Source organism: Mesorhizobium sp. ISC11 (genome assembly GCF_037162595.1).
Lineage (GTDB): Bacteria > Pseudomonadota > Alphaproteobacteria > Rhizobiales > Rhizobiaceae > Mesorhizobium > Mesorhizobium ciceri.
Window position 1 is genome coordinate 738128 of record NZ_JAVSPW010000001.1, and the last position, 20031, is coordinate 758158.

The window sequence follows — 20031 nt, forward strand, 5'->3', positions numbered from 1 at the left end:
CGATCCTCTGATTTTCCAGAGGCGACGGGAATCTTTTGACGCCTGAATTATCGGGGATAATTCACCTGAGACGACCAGGCCGGGTCATCGTGCTTTTGCCAGTAGCGCGCCATCAGCCGGCTGGTGATCGGTCCGACCTTGCCATTGGCGATCGCCGCGCCGTCGATCTCCGTCACCGGCATGATGCCGCCCGCAGTGGAGGTGATGAACACCTCGTCGGCCTCGCGCAATGCGGTGACGCTGACATCGGTCGCCGTGGCGGCAAGGCCTTCTTCTGCACAGAGATCGAAGACGGTGCGGCGGGTGACGCCGGGCAGCACGCCGGTGGCCGGCGTCGACAGTTTGCCGTCCTTGACGCAGAAGACGTTGAAGCCCGGGCCTTCGGCGACATTGCCGTTGAAGTCGAGGAGCAACGCGGTCTCTGCACCGCGGTCATAGGCATCGTAGAGGCCGCGCACCAGATCGAGCCAGTGGTAATTCTTGATCGCCGGGTCGATCGAGGCCGGCGGAATACGCATCTTGTCGCTGATGGCGACGCGCAGGCCGCGCTGCAGCTGCTCGGCGTTGGCGACCGAGCCGAACGGCACGGCGAAGGCCATGAAGCGGTTGACCGCCTGGCGCGGGTCGCGGCTGAAGGTCGGAGAGGCGCCGCGCGTGCACAGCATTTCGACATAGGCGGCGCGATGACCGGACAGCGCCACGCAATTGTGCAGGATTTCGGTCACGCCGTCGCGGTCGAAGGGAATGGTCATGCGCAGCTTTTCCAGCCCGCCGAGGAAGCGGTCGAGATGCAGATCGAGGCGGAAGAAGCGGCCGTTCCAGACATGCACGGTGTCGTAGGTGGCGTCGGAATGCAGAAAACCCCAGTCCAGCACCGAGATCTTGGCCTGCGACATCGGCAGGTATTGGCCGTCGAGAAAGGCGATGCCGTCGGGGTGGAAATGCGGGTCGACATGGTGGTCGCCAACCACGGGCAGTTGCTTCTCGTCCTGTGTCGTCGCCGTGTGGCTCATTGGGGTCTCCTGTCACGCAAGGCGAGATCAGTAGGCTATCGGCGCTGGGCAGAAGGCATAGAGCCACCCGCCCGGTGCTGTTCGGCCTCGATGACGATCTCGCCGATACATTGGATCGGAATTGCCTTAGATTGCGCGCTCTGAACGGGAGGGGGAAGATGGGCAGGCTTGGGGCCGTCATAGCAGCCATGACGATGTTCGCCGCCACGGGCGAAGCCAGCGCCCAGTGCGCGCGCGAAGGCGAGGAATTGTGCCAGGGCGGGCAGACCTATCGCTGCGAGAAAACCGGCAGCGAATTGACACCGATCTTCCAGAACCTGCCTTGTGCGGTGAACGTGCCGTCGCTGAGCGGCACCTGGGTCGGCAGCGGCCATCAAAGCCCGGCGGGTGACGCCGGGGCCGACTGGCCGATCGCCATGACCATCAACGATGGCAGCGCGTCGATCGACTATCCGTCACTCGGTTGCGGCGGATCGCTGTCACAGACGTCCAGTGACGGCATTTCGGCGGAATACCACGAGAGCATCACCTACGGTCAGGACAAATGCGTCGACGGCGGCAACATCACCGTCAGGTTTTTCAAGGGAAATCTGTCCTGGACCTGGATCGGCCAGGCCGATGGTCAGCCCTATAATGCGGTCGCAGTGCTTAAGCGGAAGTAGCCGTGGTCATTCCTCCTCGTCATCCGCGTCGAGCAGGCGCGTCGCGCGCCAGCGAGTGAGCACGACGTTGGTCTGCTCGATGACGAAGAAACGCGCCGAGTCGCGGTCGTAACCTTCGCTCAGCAGTTTCTCGTAATCTGTGTGCATGTGGCGGATATGGGCAATCGTCGCCAGCCATACGGCGATGCCTGGTGGCAAGGTCTTCATGTGGACCGCGCCGGCGTCGCCGCGGATCTTCTCCATGTCGGCATAGGGTGCCAGCGGCAGAAGTGCTGTCAGCGCCTTGGCGATGGCGCGGCGGCGACCGGTGGGCGCCGTCATCGCCGAACCCCGTTGGGCTCGTCGCGCCCTTCGATGGTCGCCTCGGCAATGGCGTCGGTCGAGGCGAAATAAGGTTTGATGTCGATGACCGGAGTGCCGTCGAGCACGTCGATGGCGTCGAGATCGATGCGGCCGGTGTTTTGGTCGAGCCCGACGAGCCTGGCCACATGCAGCCCGATTGGGTTGGGGCGGGCAGGGGAGCGCAGCGAAAATACGCCTTTTGCTTCGGCCGCATGGCGTGGTTTCTGCACAATCAGGTCCCGCGGCGCGTGATGCAGCCAGGACAGGATGATGACGTGGCTGGCGCGCTCCAGCCCCCGTAAGCCATTTCGGTAGGGCGCGTCGATGGTCAGCACTGCCTTCTGTCCGGTCTCGCGCGCGGCGCGCATGTTCTTCGGGCAGGTTTCGCGCGTCGTCCACGGCGAGGCGATGCGGCCGATGAAGACGATGCCGTCATCCGGCGGCATCAGGGCGGGATCATTTTCCAGCCTCTGCTCGCCTTCGCGCGCCTCGAACATCTCACGCGGTCCAGTCATGGCCCATGTCTCTTAAAACGCCACACAAGCGGCATTTTCTTGTCCGGAAGCGACATAGCGCTTGCAAGGTTTCGAAAACTGACATAAACATATGTTTATATCTTTTCAAAGAGAATACGCTGATGCATGTCTCGCTCGACACTATGGTGGATACGTTGAAGGCGGCGGCCGAATCCAGCCGATTGCGCATACTGGCACTTCTGTCGCGCGGTGACCTCACCGTTTCCGATCTTACCGAAATTCTCGGCCAGTCGCAGCCGCGCGTTTCGCGGCACCTGAAGCTGCTTCTGGAGGCAGGGCTGATCGGCCGCTACCAGGAAGGGTCCTGGGCCTTCTTCCGCCTGTCGGATGCGGATTCCGCGCGTGACTTCGTCATGGGCCTGGTTTCCGGCATTCGCGGCGCCGATCCGCAGGTCGAGCGCGATCTTGAGCGCCTGGCCTCGGTCAAGCGCAAGCGGCAGGACCGGGCGGTCGAGTATTTTTCCGTGAATGCGGCAAGCTGGGACCATATCCGCTCGCTTCATGTGCCGGACCGCGCCGTCGAAGCCGCAATGCTGAAACTGGTCGGCAAGCGGCCGTTCCAGTCGATGCTCGATCTCGGCACCGGCACCGGGCGGCTGCTCGAAATCTTCTCGCCGCTCTATCGGCGCGGTGTCGGCATCGACATGTCGCGCGAGATGCTGACCGTGGCGCGCGCCAATCTCGACAAGGCCGGCGTTTCGAACGCGCAGGTTCGGCAGGGCGACATCTTCGCGCCGCCGGTCGAGCGCGATGCCTTCGATCTCGTCACCATCCATCAGGTGCTGCACTATCTCGACGATCCCGCCCGCGCCATCCACGAGGCGGCTCGGCTTTTGCGTCCGGCAGGACGCCTGGTCATCGTCGATTTCGCGCCGCATGCGCTGGAATTCCTGCGCGAGGAGCATGCGCATATGCGGCTCGGCTTTTCCGACCGGCAGATCGCCGACTGGTTTTCGGAAGCCGGCCTCGATCTCGAAGATGCCCAGGAGTTCGAGCCGCGCGGTGGCAATGAGGCGAGGCTCACCGTGAAACTCTGGCTCGGCCGCGATCGGCGCCTGCTGATTGCCGATCCTTCCAACGACACAAGGCAGGCCAAAGCGAACTCGATGGGGGAAATCGCATGAACCAGTTCCGCTTTTCCCGCCGCCCCGACATCGGCGACAAGGTCAGGGTTTCCTTCGAATTCTTCCCGCCGAAGACGGACGAGATGGAAGCGAGGCTGTGGGAGACGGTCACAAGGCTGGAGCCGCTGAAGCCGAAATTCGTCTCGGTGACTTACGGCGCCGGCGGCTCGACACGGGAGCGCACCGCGCGCACTGTAAAGCGCATCTTGACGGAAACCGGTATTCCTGCAGCGGCGCATCTGACCTGCGTCGGGGCAACGCGCGACGAGGTCGATGCGGTCATCCGGGATTACAAATCGATCGGCATCAACCGGTTCGTGGCGCTGCGCGGCGACCCGGCCTCCGGAGTCGGCGAGCCCTACCGGCCGCATCCCGGTGGCTACGAGAATGGCGCGGAACTGGTCGCCGGGCTCAAGACGATCGCGGATTTCGACATCTCCGTCGCGGCTTACCCGGAAAAGCATCCGCAAAGCCCCGATTTCGCCACCGACATCGAGATGCTGAAGCGCAAGGTCGACAATGGCGCGACGCGGGCGATCACCCAGTTCTTCTTCGACAACGATCTCTACGAGCGCTATGTCGAGCGCGTCCGCCGCGCCGGCATCTACATCCCGATCGTGCCGGGCATCCAGCCGGTTCACAGTTTCAAGCAGGTCGCGAACTTTTCCGCGAGGGCGGGCGCGCATGTGCCCGGCTGGCTGGCGGAGCGTTTCGAAGGCCTCGACAAGGACCCGCAGACGCATGCGCTGGTGGCATCGGCGGTGGCAGCCGAACAGGTCATGGACTTGGTCGAGCGCGGTGTCGGCGATTTCCACTTCTACACCATGAACCGCGCCGATCTGGTCTTTGCCATCTGCCATATGATCGGTATTCGCTCGCACGAGGCGGCGGCCGCCGGATCAGCCGCGGCATGAGGTCGGGCTCAACAACAAAAGGCCGGGAAAAACCCGGCCTTTTGAATTGGTTGGACTATTTGGGTGCTGGTCTTCCCCGCTTTGGCGGTCAGGGAAGGAAGCCCATAATGAGGGCTCCGATAAAGGCGAACGCAGCACAGATCATCAATGCGTTGATAGGCCTCGTAAGTCCCATGACATAGCCTCCTCTTAAAGAGCTATGTCATGGAGTCTAGGTTCATTTGTGCCACAGGCAAGCGGAAAATGTGCTGCATTGCGACGTGATTGTGAAATCCGCGACATGTCTTTTGCCGTTAGGCTTTGAAACTCCTAGGCAAATACCGACTTCAGACCTGTGAATAAAATGTGGCCGGCTCGTGTCGCTGCCGTGTCATGGCAGCGCTACCGCCGCGAAAGGCGAATTCGACTTTCGCGGCGATGTGGGGGTTCAAAGGACGCGCTAACGTCTTCCAAGGACGCGCCCGTCGATGGTGATGAGGCCGAGCGCGATCAGCACCACCCCGCCGATTTCGAACAGCTCCAGCCGCTCGCCTAGGAACAGGAAGCCGAGCAGCATGGCGCTGGCCGGCACGACAAGCGTGACCAGCGAGGCGTTGGTAGCGCCCGCCGAGGCGACGAGGTTGAAATAGAGGATGTAGGCGACGGCTGTGGACAGAAGTGCCAACGCCAGCACCGCCGCCCAGACCGGCGGCGAGGCCGAGAACAGGCCGGATGGGCCGTAGGTGAAGAGCACGATCGGGATCATGATGATGGTCGAAGCGGTCAACTGCCCGGTGGCGACGACCGGCGAGGGCACGCCCTTGAAGCGGCGGGCGACCATCAGCGCAATGCCATAGGACAGCGAAGCGCCGATCAGCGCGAATTTGGCCCAGACGGGGCCGCCGAGCCCGGCAAGCAGGCCGGGGCCGATCATGACGGCCGTACCGGCGATGCCGAGCGCAATGCCGGCGAGCTTGTTCCAGGAGAGCTTTTCGTCCGATGTCAGCGCATTGGCGAGGATCAGCGTCCAGAACGGCGTCGTGGCGTTGAGCACCGAGGCGACGCCGGCGCCAAGCTCCGTCTGGCCGGCGAAGATCAGCGAAAAGGGCACGACGTTGTTGGTGAGCGCCAGCAGGAAGAACAGGCCGGCATGGGGAAGGGCGAGGCGGAAGGACGGGCCACGCAGACCGAGATAGATCTGCAGCGCGATCGCCGCGATGGCGACGCGAAACAGCACCAGCACCAGCGGATGAAGTTCCGCCACCGCGATGCGGGCAAAAAAGAACGAGCCGCCCCAGATCGCGCCGAGCAGCAGGAGCTGCCCCCAGTCCTTGAGCACCATCGGCCCGCGCGGTGCTGATGTCGCGGCTATTGCCATGTGAGTCGCCCTCCCAGACGGCCTGAATGCCAGTCAGTCAGGCAGAAGCCTATCGGGTTCTGCCACAAGGGCCACCCGAAACCTGATCGGTGGCAAACGTTCCTGCCAAGACCCAGCGCCCCAGCGTCAGCCGCACGAGACACAGAATTGTTTTCATTAGCCGCTAGCTTGGATTAATTGTGCGCAGCCGAAGTGAGGATTCGTCCATGCAGCGATTCGAGAATGCCCGCGAGGCGGCACTGGCGCTTCGTCCGGACGATCCGGTCTATTGCTTCCGCCCGCAAGTGCTGATGGCGGATGCCAGGCAGTTCATGGGCATGTTCCCCGGCAAGACCGCCTATGCGGTCAAAACCAATGGCGAGCAGATCGTGCTGAAGACGCTGGTCGAAGCCGGCGTCAAGGCTTTCGACGTCGCTTCGCCGGGCGAGTTCGCCGCCGTGCGTGCCGTTTCCCCCGATGCCGAGATGCTCTACATGCACCCGGTCAAGGCGCAGTCGGACATCAAGCTGGCGCTGGAGAAATACGCCATCCGCGTCATTTCGCTCGATCATGAGGACGAGATCACCAAGCTGACGCGCGTGGTGCGGGCTCTCGATATCGATCCGGGCTCGATCAGCGTGTTCGTGCGGGTGCAGACCAAGGGGCATGCCGCCTACGAACTGTCGAAGAAGTTCGGCGCCGGGCCGGCCTATGCCGTCGAGCTCGCGGAGCGGCTGAACCGTACCGGCTACAAGGTCGGCCTGTGCTTCCATGTCGGCAGCCAGATCGAGGATCCCGACACCTATGAGCGGGCGCTGGCTTCCGCCGACTGGGTGCGCAACCGGCTGACCTTCGATATTGCCGGGCTCGATGTCGGCGGCGGTTTCCCCGCCGAATACGGCCACGATCCTAACCGCAAGCAGATCGAGATGCCGTCGCTTGGCCAGATCATGTCGCGGCTGTCGGGCGATCTGAAGGAGTATCAGTTCGACCAGATGCCGCTGGTGGCTGAGCCCGGCCGGGTGATCGTGGCGCGCTGCCTGTCGTTGATCGTGCGGGTGTTGCTGCGCAAGGGCAAGCGGCTCTACATCAATGACGGCATCTGGGCATCGCTGTCGGATTCATGGACCGGCAAGATCACGCTGCCGGCGCGCTTCATTCCCGACCCGGCGATCCGCTCGCGCAATGGCGAGGAGAAGAACATCGTGCCGTTCAAGGTCTGCGGCGCGACCTGCGATTCCGTCGACATCCTGTCGCGGCCGTTCTGGCTGCCGGAAACGGTCGATACCGGCGACTGGATCGAGATCGGCCATATCGGCGCCTACTCGCTGTCGCTTAGGACCCGCTTCAACGGCTTCTATCCCGACACCTTCGTCGAGGTGACGACGCCGTTCGACGAGGGCGACGCGCCACAGGGGTTTGCCAGTTTGGAGACGATGGCGGATTGAGGGGAATAAGGCAGTAGGGGAATAGGGGAATAGGGGAATAGGGGAATAGGGGTGGCGGCAGTCACGGCTTCGGGCTAATTTGCCCTACTGCCCTATAATTTTCCCAGAAGCTCCGGCGTCGGCCAGCCATCCACCGGCAAACCTAGCCGCGTCTGCTCCTTGCGGATCGCCTCGCGGGTGTTGGTACCCAAAATGCCGTCGACGGTGCCGACATCGTAGCCCTTGGCTTCCAGCTTGGTCTGCAACGCCTTCATCTGCTCATTGTTGAGACCGGTCTCGGGATTGCGCGGGTCCAGCGGCGGCGCGCCTGCCAGCCGTGCGGCAAGGTTGGCTGCCGTCAGCGCATAGGTGAAGGACTGGTTCCATTCGAGATAAACGTCGAAATTGTCGTAGGTGAGGAAGGCTGGCCCCTTGCGGCCCATCGGCAGCGCGAGGCCTGCTTTCAGGCCGTTATCGACCAGCGGCGCGCCGCTGGGGTAGGTGACGCCCCATTGCGCCCACTGCGACAGCGGCAGCTTGTTGGTGCGACCGGTCTGATCCCACGGCATGTCTTCGGGCACGCGGACTTCCTGGATCCAGGGCTGGTCGCGTTTCCAGCCGCGCGACAGCACCTTGTTGGCAGTGGTCATGATCACATCAGGCACGCTGCCGCGCAGGTCGATCTTGCCGTCGCCGTCGCCGTCGACGCCGCGTGCCAGATAGTCGGAGGGCAGGATCTGCGTCTGGCCGATCTCGCCGGCCCAGGCGCCCCTGACATCGACCGGCAGCACGCCGCGATCGATCAGTTCCAGAAGCGGCACTAGCTGTTGCCGGAAGAGCTGCGGCCGGCGGCAATCATGGGAAAGCGTCACCAGGGCGCTCAGCGTGTGGAAGTCGCCCTGCACGGCGCCGAAATCGGTCTCCAGTGCCCAGAAGGCGGCGATGATCGGCGCCTGGACGCCGAACTGCTGGTCGGCTCGGGCGAAGACATCCGCGTATTTCTTTATGTTCGCCGCACCTTGCTTCAGGCGATAGGCCGAGATCATCCGGTTGGAAAACTCGACAAAGGTTTGGGTGAAGACGCCCTGGGCGCGGTCGCGCGCCAACACCTTGTCATCTAAGGTTGCCGCTTCAAGGGCGTCGAGACCCACTGTACCTACGCCGGCCGCCTTGGCTTCCGCGGCGACGCCCTGCTTCCAGGATTCGAAGTCGCCGCCGCATTCCTGCGCCATCGCCGGCAAGGCCGTGGCGCACAGGGTCAGCGCAGCCGCGAGGACTTTGGAACGCAGTCGCATCAGCTTCCTTTCGAAACGAACAGGGGGTCATTTGTTGCGCTCCCCCCCGGGAAGCCCAACGCCCTGAATTACCGGCGGTTGCACTCTTTACCGCTGGCTGTGTCGAAAAGCAGGCGGCAGGCCCGGTGTCAACGGTGTTCTGCGGCAGCTTCTCTGCTGGAGTGATTTGATCCAGGGCGGTGCTGCCGTTGAACCTGACGTCAACGGGTGTTCTGCCGCAGCCATTTGTTCCAGGCGGCTTCGCTGCCGTTGAAGACGTTGATGTCGGACTTGCCGGTCATGCCGGGAACGATGCCGGTTCCGGTGTACTGCCAGAAGGTGAAGGGGTGGCTGCCGTATTTCTCACGCGGATGGCCGGCGACGGAACGCAGCCAGTAGGGATAGCCGCGGAACCCCGACAGCCCGTTGTCGTCGAAGAAGTCGACGGAAGTGTAGATGATCGGCTTCTTGCCGTAATGGCGTTCGACGATTTCGAGGAAGGTGGTCATCTCCGCGCGCACCGTGGCGGCGTCGGGACGCAGCCTGCAGGTCGGCGATTGCGGGTTCCATTCCATGTCGAGGACCGGCGGCATCGCCGAGCGATCGACGGGGACGTTGCGGATGAACCAGCGCGCCTGAACGGCAGCCGGGGTGCAGAAATAATAGAAATGATAGGCGGCTCGCGGAATCCCGTTGGCCTTCGTGCGCGCCCAATGCTCGCTGAAATACTCGTCGAAACGGTCGCCGCCCTCGGTCGCCTTGATGAAGGCGAAGGAGATGCCGCTGGCCCTGGCAGCCGGCCAGTCGACCGAGGTCTGGTATTTGGAAACATCGGTGCCGTGGACGGCATAGTTCCACGGCGCGCCGCTCTCCCATTCATGCGGCTTGGAGTCGGCAAAGCGCGGCGCGCGCACGGCAACCGTCGGGCTGCTCGAAGCGGATGGCGACAGCGGCGAGAGATCGTCGACGGTCGAGCAAGCACCAAGCAGCGCTAGCATGATCAGGCCCGCAAGACGGCGCATCGCAATTCCCGAGCCGGATTCAGCCGGTCGCTGATGGGTCTCTACACTGATGGCCTGCTTTGTGATCGGGCCCCCTCCGAACGATCGCCCCACAGCATCGCTCAGCATATCCTGTGATCGCCGATCATGGTTGATAATCCGTTGATGGCGCTCGACAAGCATTGTGATTTGCGGAAGCAATGGCGGCAAATCGATGACATAAGGGTCGCGCAGGGCCCGGAGGAAATAAATGCGGATCGTGGTCAAGATCGTCAAATGGCTGCTTGGCCTGATCGTCCTGGCGGTCGCAGCACTTTTTGCCTGGCTTTATATCGCGCCACCGGAGTTGATCAGGGTCGGCTCGGGCTACTCGGCCAAGATCGTCTGTTCGAACGTTTTTATCGCCGGCCGCGATCCCAATGAGGTGCTGGCCGTCGACGTGCAGGCACCCGGGCATCCCCTGCTGCGGTTAATGCGGGTTTCGGTGGACAAGAACAGGGGAACGGTGTCTGCCGGCCTGTTCGGTTTCCTCGGCAAGAGCGTCGCCGTAGCCCGCGACGGGCTTGGCTGCGCTTCGGTTCCGGACGGCGACGTAGGAAAGGTGCGGCGGACCGCGATCCAAGCGGAGCCGTCCGCAGTCACCATGGGCGACCTGTGGCCGGAAGGCGAACGGGTCGAGGCATCACAGGATCCGGTTGTTGCCAAGCTGCTGGACGATGCGGCGCTGATCGGCACCGGCATGCGCGCGGTGGTGGTGGTCAAGAATGGCCGTGTCGTCGCCGAGCGCTACGGCGATGGCTTTTCCGCCAGGACGCCGCTGCTCGGCTGGTCGATGACCAAAACGGTGAATGCCGCCATCGTCGGTACGTTGGTCAAGGACGGCAAGATGGCTTTCGACAACAAAAACCTGTTCGCGCCGTGGAAGGCGGACGGCCGCGCCGCGATCAGCCTTGCCGACATGATGGCGATGTCGAGCGGGCTGGAGTTCAACGAGGATTATGGCGACGTCGCCGACGTCACGCGCATGCTCTATCTCGAACCTGACATGGCGGGCTTTGCCGAATCCAAGCCGCTGGCTGCAGAGGTCGGCAAACAGTTTTCCTATTCGAGCGGCACGGCGGTGATGCTGTCGCGCCTCTGGCAGGACGCGGTCGGCGACAAGGCCAGGGCGCTGACGTGGCCGCGCACGGCGCTATTCGAGCCGCTCGGCATGCACAGCGCGGTGCTTGAAACGGACGAGCAGGGCACCTTCGTCGGCTCGTCCTATCTTTACGCGACCGCGCATGACTGGGCGCGCTTCAGCCAGTTCCTGCTGCAAGGCGGGGTGTGGAACGGCAACCAGATCCTGCCGGCCGGTTTCGTCGACTGGATGCGAGAGCCGGCATCCGCCTCGAAGGTCTACGGCAAGGGCCAATTGTGGATCGAGGCCCCGGGCGATGAGGAAAACCCCGGCGCCGGCGTCGCGGCAGGCCTGCCCAAGGACACGTACTGGATGGAAGGCCATGACGGGCAGACGGTTGCCATCATTCCCCCGGAGCAGTTGGTGGTGGTGCGGCTGGGGCTGACGCCTGCCAAGCTTGGCTATCGGCCGCAGACGATGGTGGGGGCGTTGGTGAAGGCACTCCATTAAGGTGCATTGACATTCAGGTGAGGTCGGCCTGCAAATGGCGGTTTCACCTTGGCTAGCCGCGCGGCCCGATAACCGCCAGCCAGGCATAGCCGCGATAAAGCGTGCGGAAACGGAAGCTTGCGCCGGTTCGCCGAGATTCCGATTCCAGCACCTCGCGCAGCGATTCACGCGGCGCGACGTGGAATTTTTTCAGCCAGCCGCGCAGCAGTGTGCGAAACCAGCGCGGCAGGCCTTCCTGCTGGCCGAAATCGACGATGTGCAGCGAACCGTTCGGCGACAGGGCGGCAAGTGCCGCCGATACTGTTTTTTCCCAGCCGGGGATCATCGACAGCGAATACGACACGAAGACACGGTCGAAGCGTTCGACATCGAAGAGTGCACGGGCATCGAAATCGGTGGCATCGCCCCTAGCCAATATGACGCGACCGGACAGGCCCTCGCGGTCGATCGCCTTTCCGGCCGTCTCCAGCATTTCGGCCGAAATATCGAGGCCGAAAAAGCGCGCGTCGGGATAGTGACGGGCGGCGAGGATGACGTTGCGGCCGGTGCCGCAGCCGAGTTCCAGCACGGTGCCACCGACAGGCACGTCGAGCCCCGAGATCATTGGGTCGCGGCCGAGCAGGTAGTATTTGCGGGTCAGGTCGTAGATGTGGCGCTGCCAGCGGTAGACGCCGTCCATCAGTTCGGCATGGCTGGCCTTGAATTCGGGGCTGGCCGGCAGCTCGCTGGTGCTCATGCCGCGCGCTTCACGTAGAGGTGGAAGCCGCCATAGATGGCCGAGCGGTCGCGGGCCGAAAATTCGCGCGAAGCCTGGTCCTGATAGTCCCATTGGTCGAGCAGCGAGCTGGAGACGCGACCCGGCAGCAGGCTGGGCTCGGCGGCGGTGCGGAAGATGACGCGGGCGCCGGCCGAAGCCGTGCGGGTGATTTCCGCCCACAGCGCGTTGAGCTGGTCGTCGGTCATCCAGTCCTGTGCGTCGAGCAGGACGAAGCGGTCGACCGCGCCTGCATCCTTGCCGGCGAGAAACTCGATCAGATTGGCATGGTGGATGGCGACGCGGTCGACATTGCCGCGGATGGTCTCGTAATTCTGCTTTTCGAGATAGGCGGGCAGGGCGGCCTCGCCGGGGTTCGGATAGCGGCGGGCAAAGGCCTGCCAGGCGAAGTAGTTATTCTCCAGCGGAAAATCGCAAGCGAGTTTTTCCAGCCGGGCTTTCAGCACGCTGGCCATGGTGCCGTCGCCAGAAGTGATCAGCGAATCGTACTGCGCCGGTGGAATGCCGAGGCCGAACAGCGAAGCCTTGCGCGACGTCGCCCATCTCAAAAGCTTGTTGTCGAAGACCGGCGCCAACTCCTCGTTGAAGAAGCGGCGCTGCTCGCCGATGTTCCTGGCCTGCATGATGCCGGCTGGGTCGACGCCGAAGAATTTTCCCGTGCGATGGCCCATGGCGATGAACAGGCCGAGCAGGCCGGTCTGGTAGAAATTGCGGTCGAACACAGTGATCCTACGGCGGCCGCGCCAGTTGCGGCGCTCCCAGTAGTGACGGCTGACAGGATCGAGATGCGGCGCGATGAAACGGTCATACGCTCTCGAATTGTGGCTGGTGTCGGCGGCGCCGAAGAAGCGGAACAGGTCGCCCTGCGATGGCAAATGGCGCACCGCCTCCAGCTTCATGCGGTTCAGCGCGATGTGCGCGGTGTTGAGGTCGACGGCGTCGACCCGGGCCGGCGAGCGCGTGAGGTAGGCCAGGATGTTGCAGCCGCCGGAGGCGATGGTGACGACACGGTGGCCCTGGCCAAGCTGCATCGCCTCCATGTCGACATCGGGGTCTTCCCAGATCTGCGGATAGACGAGGCCGGAGAACAGGAAGGCGAACAGCCGCTCCGAAATGCCGGCCTTCGACAGCGGGCGGTTCTGATAGACGGCCTTTCCAACTTCCTTGCCGCGGCGAAAAACCAGATCTGCGGAAACGTCCGTCATGGCAAAGTGATTCCCCATTTGCTTTGCCGCAAGCGGGTAGCGCTCGGCGATGACAGATGGATGACAGCAGCCGGCTAGCAGCCCGGGGGCGAGGTCATCGCCGGCCAAATCCCCCCGGCGTCGGCGTCGTCAGGATGACGGCGTCTCCTGCCTGCAGCACGGTCTGGTCGCAGGCTTTCAGCAGGTCGATCGTGCCGTCCTTGCGGCGGATCTTGGTCGAGCCGACCTCGCCGTCGCCGCCTCCGTCCAGCCCTTGCGGCGGCCGGTTGCGGTGCGAGGACAGGATCGCGCATTCCATCTTTTCGAGGAAGCGGATGGTGCGTTTGGTGCCGTCGCCGGCGCTCCATCTGCCCTTGCCGCCGGAATCTTTCCGGATGTGGAAATCCTCGAGCAGAACGGGAAAGCGCAGCTCCAGCACTTCGGGATCGGTGAGGCGCGAATTGGTCATGTGGGTGTGGACGCCGGAGGTGCCGGCAAAGCCGCGGCCCGAGTTCATCTGGCCGGCCGGCGAGCCGGAGCAGATCGTCTCGTAATATTGATACGTCTTGTTGCCGAAGGTCAGGTTGTTCATCGTGCCTTGGGCGTTGGCCATGGCGCCCATGGCGCCGAACAGCGCGTTGGTGACATGCTGCGAGGTCTCGACATTGCCGGCGACCACGGCGGCGGGGTAGGCGGGTTTCAGCATGCAGCCATCGGGAATGATGATGTTGATGGGCCGCAGGCACCCGGCATTCATCGGGATCATATCCTCGACCATGACGCGGAAGGCGTAGAGCACGGCGGCGCGGGCCACCGGCTCGGGCGCGTTGAAATTGTTCTTCATCACCGGCGAGGTGCCGGTGAAGTCTACCGTCGCCTCGCGCTTTTGCCGGTCGACCGTGATCTTCACCTTGATGATCTGGCCGGTGTCGGTCGGGTATTCGTACTCAGAACTATCCGGCAGCCGCTCCAGCACGCGGCGCACGCTTTCGGCGGCATTGTCCTGGACATGGCCCATATAGGCCTCGACGACATCGAGGCCGAAATGGGTGACCATCTTGCGCAGTTCGGCTACGCCCTTCTCGTTGGCGGCGATCTGCGCCTTGAGGTCGGCGATGTTCTGGTGCGGATTGCGGGCCGGGTAGCGGTGATCGGTGAGCAGCGTTTCCAGCTCCTTCTCGCGGAAGCGGCCACGGTCGACGATGCGGAAATTGTCGAACAGCACGCCTTCCTCGTCGACCGTGGTGGCGAGCGGCGTCATCGAGCCGGGTGCCGTGCCACCGATATCGGCATGATGGCCGCGCGAGGCGGCCCAGAACAGGATTCTTTCCTTGGCATCATCGAAGACCGGCGTCACGACAGTGATGTCCGGCAGATGCGTGCCGCCATTGTAGGGTGCGTTGAGGGCAAAGACGTCGCCGGGGTGGATGTCGCCGGAATTCAGCCGGATGATGGTTTCGACCGAGCGGTCCATCGAGCCGAGATGTACCGGCATGTGCGGCGCATTGGCGACCAGCGCGCCGGTCCGGTCGAAGACGGCGCAGGAAAAATCCAGCCGTTCCTTGATGTTGACGGAATAGGCGGTGTTCTGCAGCGTGACGCCCATCTGCTCGGCGATCGACATGAAGAGGTTGTTGAAGACCTCCAGCATGACCGGATCGGCCTCGGTGCCGAGCGCTGCCTGCCGGCGCTTTTTCTCGACGCGGCGCAGGAGCACATGGTTCCTGGCGGTGATTTCGGCCAGCCAGCCCGGCTCGATGACGATTGTCTGGTTCGGCTCGATAATCAAGGCAGGTCCCGCAACCCTGTTTCCCGGCTTCAGCGCCTCGCGGCGGAAGATGGGTGAAGTGCGCCACTCTCCCTCGGTGAAGATTTCGCGGGTCTGTGAAGGGCTTACGGCAAGGTCTTCGGTTCGCGATTCAGTTTCGTCGCGCCCAGTGCCGCCGGTGTCGGTGCCTTCGACGCCGACGGTCTCGACGATCATCGGCTTGTCGTCATAGACGAAACCGAACTGCGCCTTGTGGGCGATTTCAAAATCGCGCCTGGCCTGGAAAATCGAATCCGCCTCGAAATTCACCGGCAGTGTCGTGTCGGTGCCATCGTAGCGAATGTGCAGCACCGGCTTCGTGGCGACCGTATCCTCGCCGATGCCTTGCGCCGCGAGTTCTGCGACAACGGCTTTTCTCAAGATGGCAATGAGGTTGCCGATCTCCGTTCTGGACTCTTCGGCAAGCGGCTTCAGCAGCGCCTGCTGGCGCGAGGCAAAGACCGAGGACAGGCCGATGCCATAGGCCGACAGAAGACCTGAGAAGGGATGGATCAGCACCGCTTCCATGCCGAGCGCATCGGCGACCAGGCAAGCGTGCTGGCCGCCGGCGCCGCCAAAACAGTTCAAGAGATATTCGGTGACGTCGTAGCCGCGCTGCACGGAGATCTTCTTGATGGCATTGGCCATGTTTTCGACGGCGATAGTGACGAAGCCCTCGGCGACAGTCTCGGGCGACCGGCCGTCGCCGATTTCGGCGGCGAGTGCGGCGAATTTTGCCCGTACCGTCTCGACGTCGAGCGTCTGGTCCTGGCCGGGTCCTAAAATGGCCGGGAAGAAATCGGGCTGCAGCTTGCCCAGCATCACATTGGCGTCGGTGACGGCGAGCGGGCCGCCGCGCCGGTAGGCTGCCGGGCCGGGATTGGCGCCTGCGGAATCCGGCCCGGCCCGGAAGCGGCCGGCCTCGTAGTGCAGGATCGAGCCGCCGCCGGCGGCGACGGTATGGATGCGCATCATCGGCGCGCGGATGCGCACGCCGGCGACCTCGGTGTCGAAGGCGCGCTCATATTCGCCGTCATAGTGAGCGACGTCGGTCGAGGTGCCGCCCATGTCGAAACCGATGACCTTGTCGAAGCCGGCGAGCCTGGCCGTCTCGACCATGCCGACGACGCCGCCGGCTGGTCCTGACAGCAGTGCATCCTTGCCCTGGAACATGTCGGCGGCGGTGAGACCGCCCGACGACATCATGAACATCAGGCGGGGGAATCGATCGCTCTCCCCCACAAGAGGGGAGCTTGGCGCCGCACCCAACTCTCCCGCCACCCTTTGCACATAGCGCGACAGGATCGGCGACAAATAGGCGTCGACCACCGCGGTGTCGCCGCGGCCGACCAGCTTGATCAGCGGCGAGACCTCATGGCTGACCGAGACCTGGCTGAAACCGAGTTTGCGGCAGACTTTCGCCACGGCCTTCTCGTGGTCGGGGTATTTCCAGGCGTGCATGAAGACGATGGCGACCGCATCGATGCCATCGGCCCTGGCCTGTTCGATCGCCGGCCGGCAGGCGGCGATATCGAGCAATTGTTCAACGCAGCCATCGGCGCGCACACGCTCGTTGATTTCGATGACGCGCTCGTAGAGCTGTTCGGGAAGGATGATCTCCTTGGCGAAGATGTCCGGGCGCGCCTGGTAGGCGATCTTCAGCGCATCGCGGAAGCCCTTGGTGATGAGCAAAAGCACGCGGTCGCCCTTGCGCTCCAGCAGCGCATTTGTGGCGACCGTGGTGCCCATCTTGATGTCGCCGATCAGGCCGCTCGGGATCGTGTCGCCGGCCGACAAGCCAAGAAGGTCGCGAATGCCCTGGATGGCGGCATCGTTATAGGCTTCGGGATTTTCGGAGAGAAGCTTGCGCGGGTGCAGCCCGTCTTCCGGATCTCGGCCGATGATATCGGTGAATGTGCCGCCGCGGTCGATCCAGAAATCCCATTTTTCGGTCATGACAGCCCCTGGCGCTCTTCTGTTCGATCGGTGTTTCGGCACATGCTGTTAGTTCGCTACGGCCTGAGCGGCAATCGCAAATGAACCAGACGATGTTACATGCGGAAACGCAACGTTACGAAACTCATGGCCGGCTGACGCATTTGTCCTTCGACCGCTCACGGCAACGTGAGCGTGTGTTGAAGGAGAGACAAATGAAAAAGCTCATTCTCGCGTCCGTTTCCGGTTTGGCCTTGCTTGGCGTCGCCGCCTGCAGTGACAGCGGTACGGACAACACCACCACCCAGAGCACCAACCCGCCGGCCGCCGAGGAACCGATGAAGCCGGCCACCCCGGAAGCCACGCCGCCGGCCGCGACGCCTCCGGCAACGGATAATTCGACCACGAAGAGCATCACACCCGAGAAGCCCGCCGAGCCGGCTCCGGCAACACCAGCTCCTGCGCCCGCGCAGTAGTGAGCAAGCAGTACTTCTTGTGATGAATGAGGAAGGCCGGCTCGCGCCGGCCTTTCTCATGTCGTCCGGGCGCCGTGGGCCAATCCCTCTCGCGCGCCGGATCGATTTGTCGCGCAAAGCCTGCGGCACTGTCCCGGCTTGATAGGAGGGAGCGGTGGCTCTAAGAAGCAGGCCATGTCGATTTGGGATCGCCTCGGCGAGTTCATCACCCGCGTTTCATCCTCAACCTCGTCGGGTGTCGCCGACGTTGTCGAGGCTGTGCGCACGGTTTTCTCCGGCGATGCGGATTTACGCCGGCGTGTCGCCTTTTCGGTGGCGATGATCGCGCTGTCGGCCAAGATGGCCAAGGCCGATGGCATCGTCACCCAGGACGAGGTGCGCGCCTTCCAGGAGATATTCGAAGTGCCGCCGAAGGAGACGCGCAATGTGGCGCGGCTGTTCGATCTCGCCCAGCGCGACGTGGCCGGTTTCGAAACCTATGCCGAGCGGATGGCCCAGATGTGCGGTTCGGGGCATTCCAACTGCGTGATGCTTGAAGACATACTCGACGGTCTGTTCCACATTGCCAAGGCCGACGGGCTGGTGCACGAGCGCGAAGGCCATTTCCTGCACCGCATCGCCGAGATTTTCCGCATCGACGAAGCGCATTACGAAGCCATCATGGCCCGGCACGTCAATCTCGGCGCCGGGGATCCCTATGTCGTGCTGGGCATCGAGCGCGGCAAGCCATTCGAAGAGGTCAGGAAACGCTATCGCAAGCTGGTTTCCGACAATCATCCGGATCGGCTGATCGCGCGCGGCCTGCCTCAGGAATTCATCAAGATCGCGACCACCAGGGTGGCGGCGATCAATGCCGCCTACGAGATGATCGAGCGGGGCCTGCGCCACGCATGAGCGGCTTTCTGCCCGACGAGCCACGTGCCGAAGTCAGGGTATCGCCGAATTTCGGCCCGCGGCGCGAGACACCCAGGCCCGACATGATCGTGCTGCACTACACAGGCATGGCGACCGGCGCCGGGGCCGAGGCCTGGCTTTGCGATCCGGCCAGCGAGGTCTCGTCGCATTATCTGGTCCACGAGAATGGCCATATCGTGCAGATGGTCAGGGAAAGCGACCGCGCCTGGCACGCCGGCAAGAGTTCGTGGTTCGGATGCGCCGACATCAATTCCTGTTCCGTCGGCATCGAGATCGTCAATCCGGGGCATTCGCTGGGCTATCCCGGTTTTCCCCGGCGGCAGATCGATGCCGTGATCGGGCTGTGCCGGGGGATCGCCGGTCGGCATTCGATCGCCGCCGAGCGGGTACTGGCGCATTCCGATGTTGCGCCGGGGCGCAAAATCGATCCCGGCGAGAAGTTTCCGTGGCGGACGCTATTCGAGGCCGGTGTAGGCCATCTCGTTACGGCCGCCCCCGTCAGGCGAGGCGCTACTCTGACAACCGGCGACACCGGCGGCGATATCGAAGCGTTGCAGTCGATGCTGGCGCTCTACGGCTATGGCGTTGAAATATCCGGCGTTTTCGACCGGCAGACGGAGGCGGTGGTCGAAGCCTTCCAACGGCATTTCCGGCCGCGCAAGGTGGACGGCGTTGCCGACGGCTCGACGCTGCGGACGCTGCAAAGGCTGCTTGCTTCCGTGAAGCGCTAATCCCCGGGAGACCTCTCCCAAGCAATTCTTTCCAATCCTTAAGTTACAGGCTGTCACTCAAAGTGACTTGCCTGGCCTTGTTTGACACCAATTCGGGCGTCAAACGGCTGACGTGTAGATGTCGGACCCCAAGCCCCCCGGGTTGTTCCGACGTTGGTTAGGCGTTGCTGCGTGAACATCTTCGCGCGGTTCAGACAGAACAGGATCACATGCAGAAATTTACCGTTTTAACGGCAGCTCTTGCTGCCGGCGTAATGACTTTTGCCTTCAGTGCGGCGCATGCAGCGTCATTCAGCCCGCGGGCCGATCAAGGGTTTCCCGTGGTATCCGCAAAAAGCGGCAAGGCAGGCCACGACGCCAAGGCAACAAAGCAGGCATCCGCCAAAGCGGAGACGAAGCGGGCTTCCGCCAAAGCGGAAAAGGCAAGCTGGTCCAAACCGAAGAAGTCCATTGCCAAAAGGCAGACGAAGCGCGGCCGCAAGACCGTCGACATGACGAGAACGGCATCGATCGGCCTCAGGAACGCGGCGGAGTCGACGGCCGCGGTGGCGAGCAGCGGCCAGTATTCCGCAATCGTTGCCCGCTATGCGGCGATCGAAGGCGTGCCCGTGTCGCTCGCCTCGGCGGTCATCAAGATCGAGAGCAACTACCGGCCCAACATCGTCGGCAGCGCCGGCGAGATCGGCCTGATGCAGATCAAGCCGGCCACGGCTCGGATGATGGGCTATAGCGGCTCCGCCAAGGGCCTGTTCGATCCCGACACCAACATCAAATACGGCATGAAATACCTTGCCATGGCACGGAGCCTCGGTGGCGGCACGACCTGCGGCACCATTCTGAAATACAATGCCGGGCACGCCGCAACGCGGATGAACCCCGTGTCGGCAGCCTATTGCGGCAAGGTCAAGGTGCAGATGGCTGCGCTTGGATCGCCCGCATAAGTCAGCTT

Annotated in this window: 18 protein-coding genes; 9 read left to right on the top strand and 9 right to left on the bottom strand. The window is 63.2% G+C overall.

Features of this window, described 5'->3' with window-relative positions; genetic code table 11:
• Positions 1–47: 47 nt before the first annotated feature.
• The gene (locus RPF88_RS03760) at positions 48–1013 is read right to left on the bottom strand and encodes a D-amino acid aminotransferase (protein ID WP_337121721.1); all 966 of its coding nucleotides are present in this window, start codon (positions 1011–1013) and stop codon (positions 48–50) included.
• A 158-nt stretch (positions 1014–1171) separates the two neighbouring features.
• On the opposite strand from RPF88_RS03760, the gene RPF88_RS03765 reads away from it, so the two are divergent.
• Positions 1172–1675, top strand: coding sequence for a hypothetical protein (locus tag RPF88_RS03765; protein WP_337121722.1), 504 nt, complete (start codon positions 1172–1174; stop codon positions 1673–1675).
• Positions 1676–1681: 6 nt separating this feature from the next.
• Here RPF88_RS03765 and RPF88_RS03770 read toward each other — a convergent pair whose 3' ends face one another.
• Positions 1682–1996: a DUF2293 domain-containing protein gene (locus RPF88_RS03770; RefSeq protein WP_013530931.1), complete on the bottom strand. Its 315-nt coding sequence runs from the start codon at positions 1994–1996 to the stop codon at positions 1682–1684.
• Entirely contained in the window at positions 1993–2532 is a 540-nt protein-coding gene (gene tsaA / locus RPF88_RS03775; protein WP_063168491.1) for a tRNA (N6-threonylcarbamoyladenosine(37)-N6)-methyltransferase TrmO, read from the bottom strand. Before tsaA ends, RPF88_RS03770 begins: the two co-directional genes overlap by 4 nt.
• 122 nt (positions 2533–2654) lie before the next feature.
• On the opposite strand from tsaA, the gene RPF88_RS03780 reads away from it, so the two are divergent.
• Together RPF88_RS03780 and metF are read left to right on the top strand one after the other, a co-directional pair.
• Entirely contained in the window at positions 2655–3677 is a 1023-nt protein-coding gene (locus RPF88_RS03780; RefSeq protein WP_013530933.1) for an ArsR/SmtB family transcription factor, read from the top strand.
• Positions 3674–4591, top strand: coding sequence for a methylenetetrahydrofolate reductase [NAD(P)H] (gene metF, locus RPF88_RS03785; protein ID WP_024501484.1), 918 nt, complete (start codon positions 3674–3676; stop codon positions 4589–4591). The genes RPF88_RS03780 and metF overlap by 4 nt, the downstream gene beginning before the upstream one ends.
• 439 nt (positions 4592–5030) lie before the next feature.
• On the opposite strand, the gene RPF88_RS03790 is transcribed toward metF, so the two are convergent.
• A complete protein-coding gene (locus tag RPF88_RS03790) occupies positions 5031–5948 on the bottom strand; it encodes a DMT family transporter (RefSeq protein ID WP_127367776.1) in 918 nt (305 codons plus the stop codon).
• 206 nt (positions 5949–6154) lie between these two features.
• On the opposite strand from RPF88_RS03790, the gene RPF88_RS03795 reads away from it, so the two are divergent.
• Positions 6155–7375 (top strand): alanine racemase, encoded by a 1221-nt coding sequence (locus RPF88_RS03795; protein ID WP_013530936.1) that lies wholly within the window; start codon positions 6155–6157, stop codon positions 7373–7375.
• Positions 7376–7467: 92 nt separating this feature from the next.
• On the opposite strand, the gene RPF88_RS03800 is transcribed toward RPF88_RS03795, so the two are convergent.
• Together RPF88_RS03800 and RPF88_RS03805 are read right to left on the bottom strand one after the other, a co-directional pair.
• Positions 7468–8649: a lytic murein transglycosylase gene (locus RPF88_RS03800; RefSeq protein ID WP_337121723.1), complete on the bottom strand. Its 1182-nt coding sequence runs from the start codon at positions 8647–8649 to the stop codon at positions 7468–7470.
• A gap of 200 nt (positions 8650–8849) precedes the next feature.
• Positions 8850–9650 carry a glycoside hydrolase family 25 protein gene (locus RPF88_RS03805; RefSeq protein WP_013530938.1) on the bottom strand — a complete coding sequence of 267 codons (801 nt, stop codon included), beginning with the start codon at positions 9648–9650 and terminating at the stop codon, positions 8850–8852.
• Between the two features lie 229 nt (positions 9651–9879).
• Between RPF88_RS03805 and RPF88_RS03810 the strand changes: the two genes are divergently transcribed.
• The gene (locus tag RPF88_RS03810) at positions 9880–11259 is read left to right on the top strand and encodes a serine hydrolase domain-containing protein (protein WP_337121724.1); all 1380 of its coding nucleotides are present in this window, start codon (positions 9880–9882) and stop codon (positions 11257–11259) included.
• Between the two features lie 52 nt (positions 11260–11311).
• On the opposite strand, the gene RPF88_RS03815 is transcribed toward RPF88_RS03810, so the two are convergent.
• The 3 genes from RPF88_RS03815 to RPF88_RS03825 all read right to left on the bottom strand — a co-directional run bounded on the left by RPF88_RS03815 (position 11312) and on the right by RPF88_RS03825 (position 16981).
• The gene (locus RPF88_RS03815; protein WP_027160644.1) at positions 11312–11995 is read right to left on the bottom strand and encodes a class I SAM-dependent methyltransferase; all 684 of its coding nucleotides are present in this window, start codon (positions 11993–11995) and stop codon (positions 11312–11314) included.
• Positions 11992–13239 (bottom strand): DUF3419 family protein, encoded by a 1248-nt coding sequence (locus RPF88_RS03820; RefSeq protein ID WP_337121725.1) that lies wholly within the window; start codon positions 13237–13239, stop codon positions 11992–11994. The genes RPF88_RS03815 and RPF88_RS03820 overlap by 4 nt, the downstream gene beginning before the upstream one ends.
• A gap of 94 nt (positions 13240–13333) precedes the next feature.
• Positions 13334–16981, bottom strand: a complete 3648-nt coding sequence (locus RPF88_RS03825; protein ID WP_337121726.1) for a hydantoinase B/oxoprolinase family protein — start codon at positions 16979–16981, stop codon at positions 13334–13336.
• 194 nt (positions 16982–17175) lie between these two features.
• Between RPF88_RS03825 and RPF88_RS03830 the strand changes: the two genes are divergently transcribed.
• From RPF88_RS03830 to RPF88_RS03845, 4 genes are all read left to right on the top strand, one after another.
• Positions 17176–17436, top strand: a complete 261-nt coding sequence (locus RPF88_RS03830; protein ID WP_013530943.1) for a hypothetical protein — start codon at positions 17176–17178, stop codon at positions 17434–17436.
• Positions 17437–17610: 174 nt separating this feature from the next.
• Positions 17611–18330 (top strand): J domain-containing protein, encoded by a 720-nt coding sequence (locus tag RPF88_RS03835; protein ID WP_063172494.1) that lies wholly within the window; start codon positions 17611–17613, stop codon positions 18328–18330.
• Positions 18327–19082 carry an N-acetylmuramoyl-L-alanine amidase gene (locus tag RPF88_RS03840; RefSeq protein WP_337121727.1) on the top strand — a complete coding sequence of 252 codons (756 nt, stop codon included), beginning with the start codon at positions 18327–18329 and terminating at the stop codon, positions 19080–19082. Before RPF88_RS03835 ends, RPF88_RS03840 begins: the two co-directional genes overlap by 4 nt.
• Before the next feature lie 209 nt (positions 19083–19291).
• Positions 19292–20023, top strand: a complete 732-nt coding sequence (locus tag RPF88_RS03845; protein ID WP_013530946.1) for a lytic transglycosylase domain-containing protein — start codon at positions 19292–19294, stop codon at positions 20021–20023.
• The last annotated feature ends 8 nt before the right edge of the window (positions 20024–20031 follow it).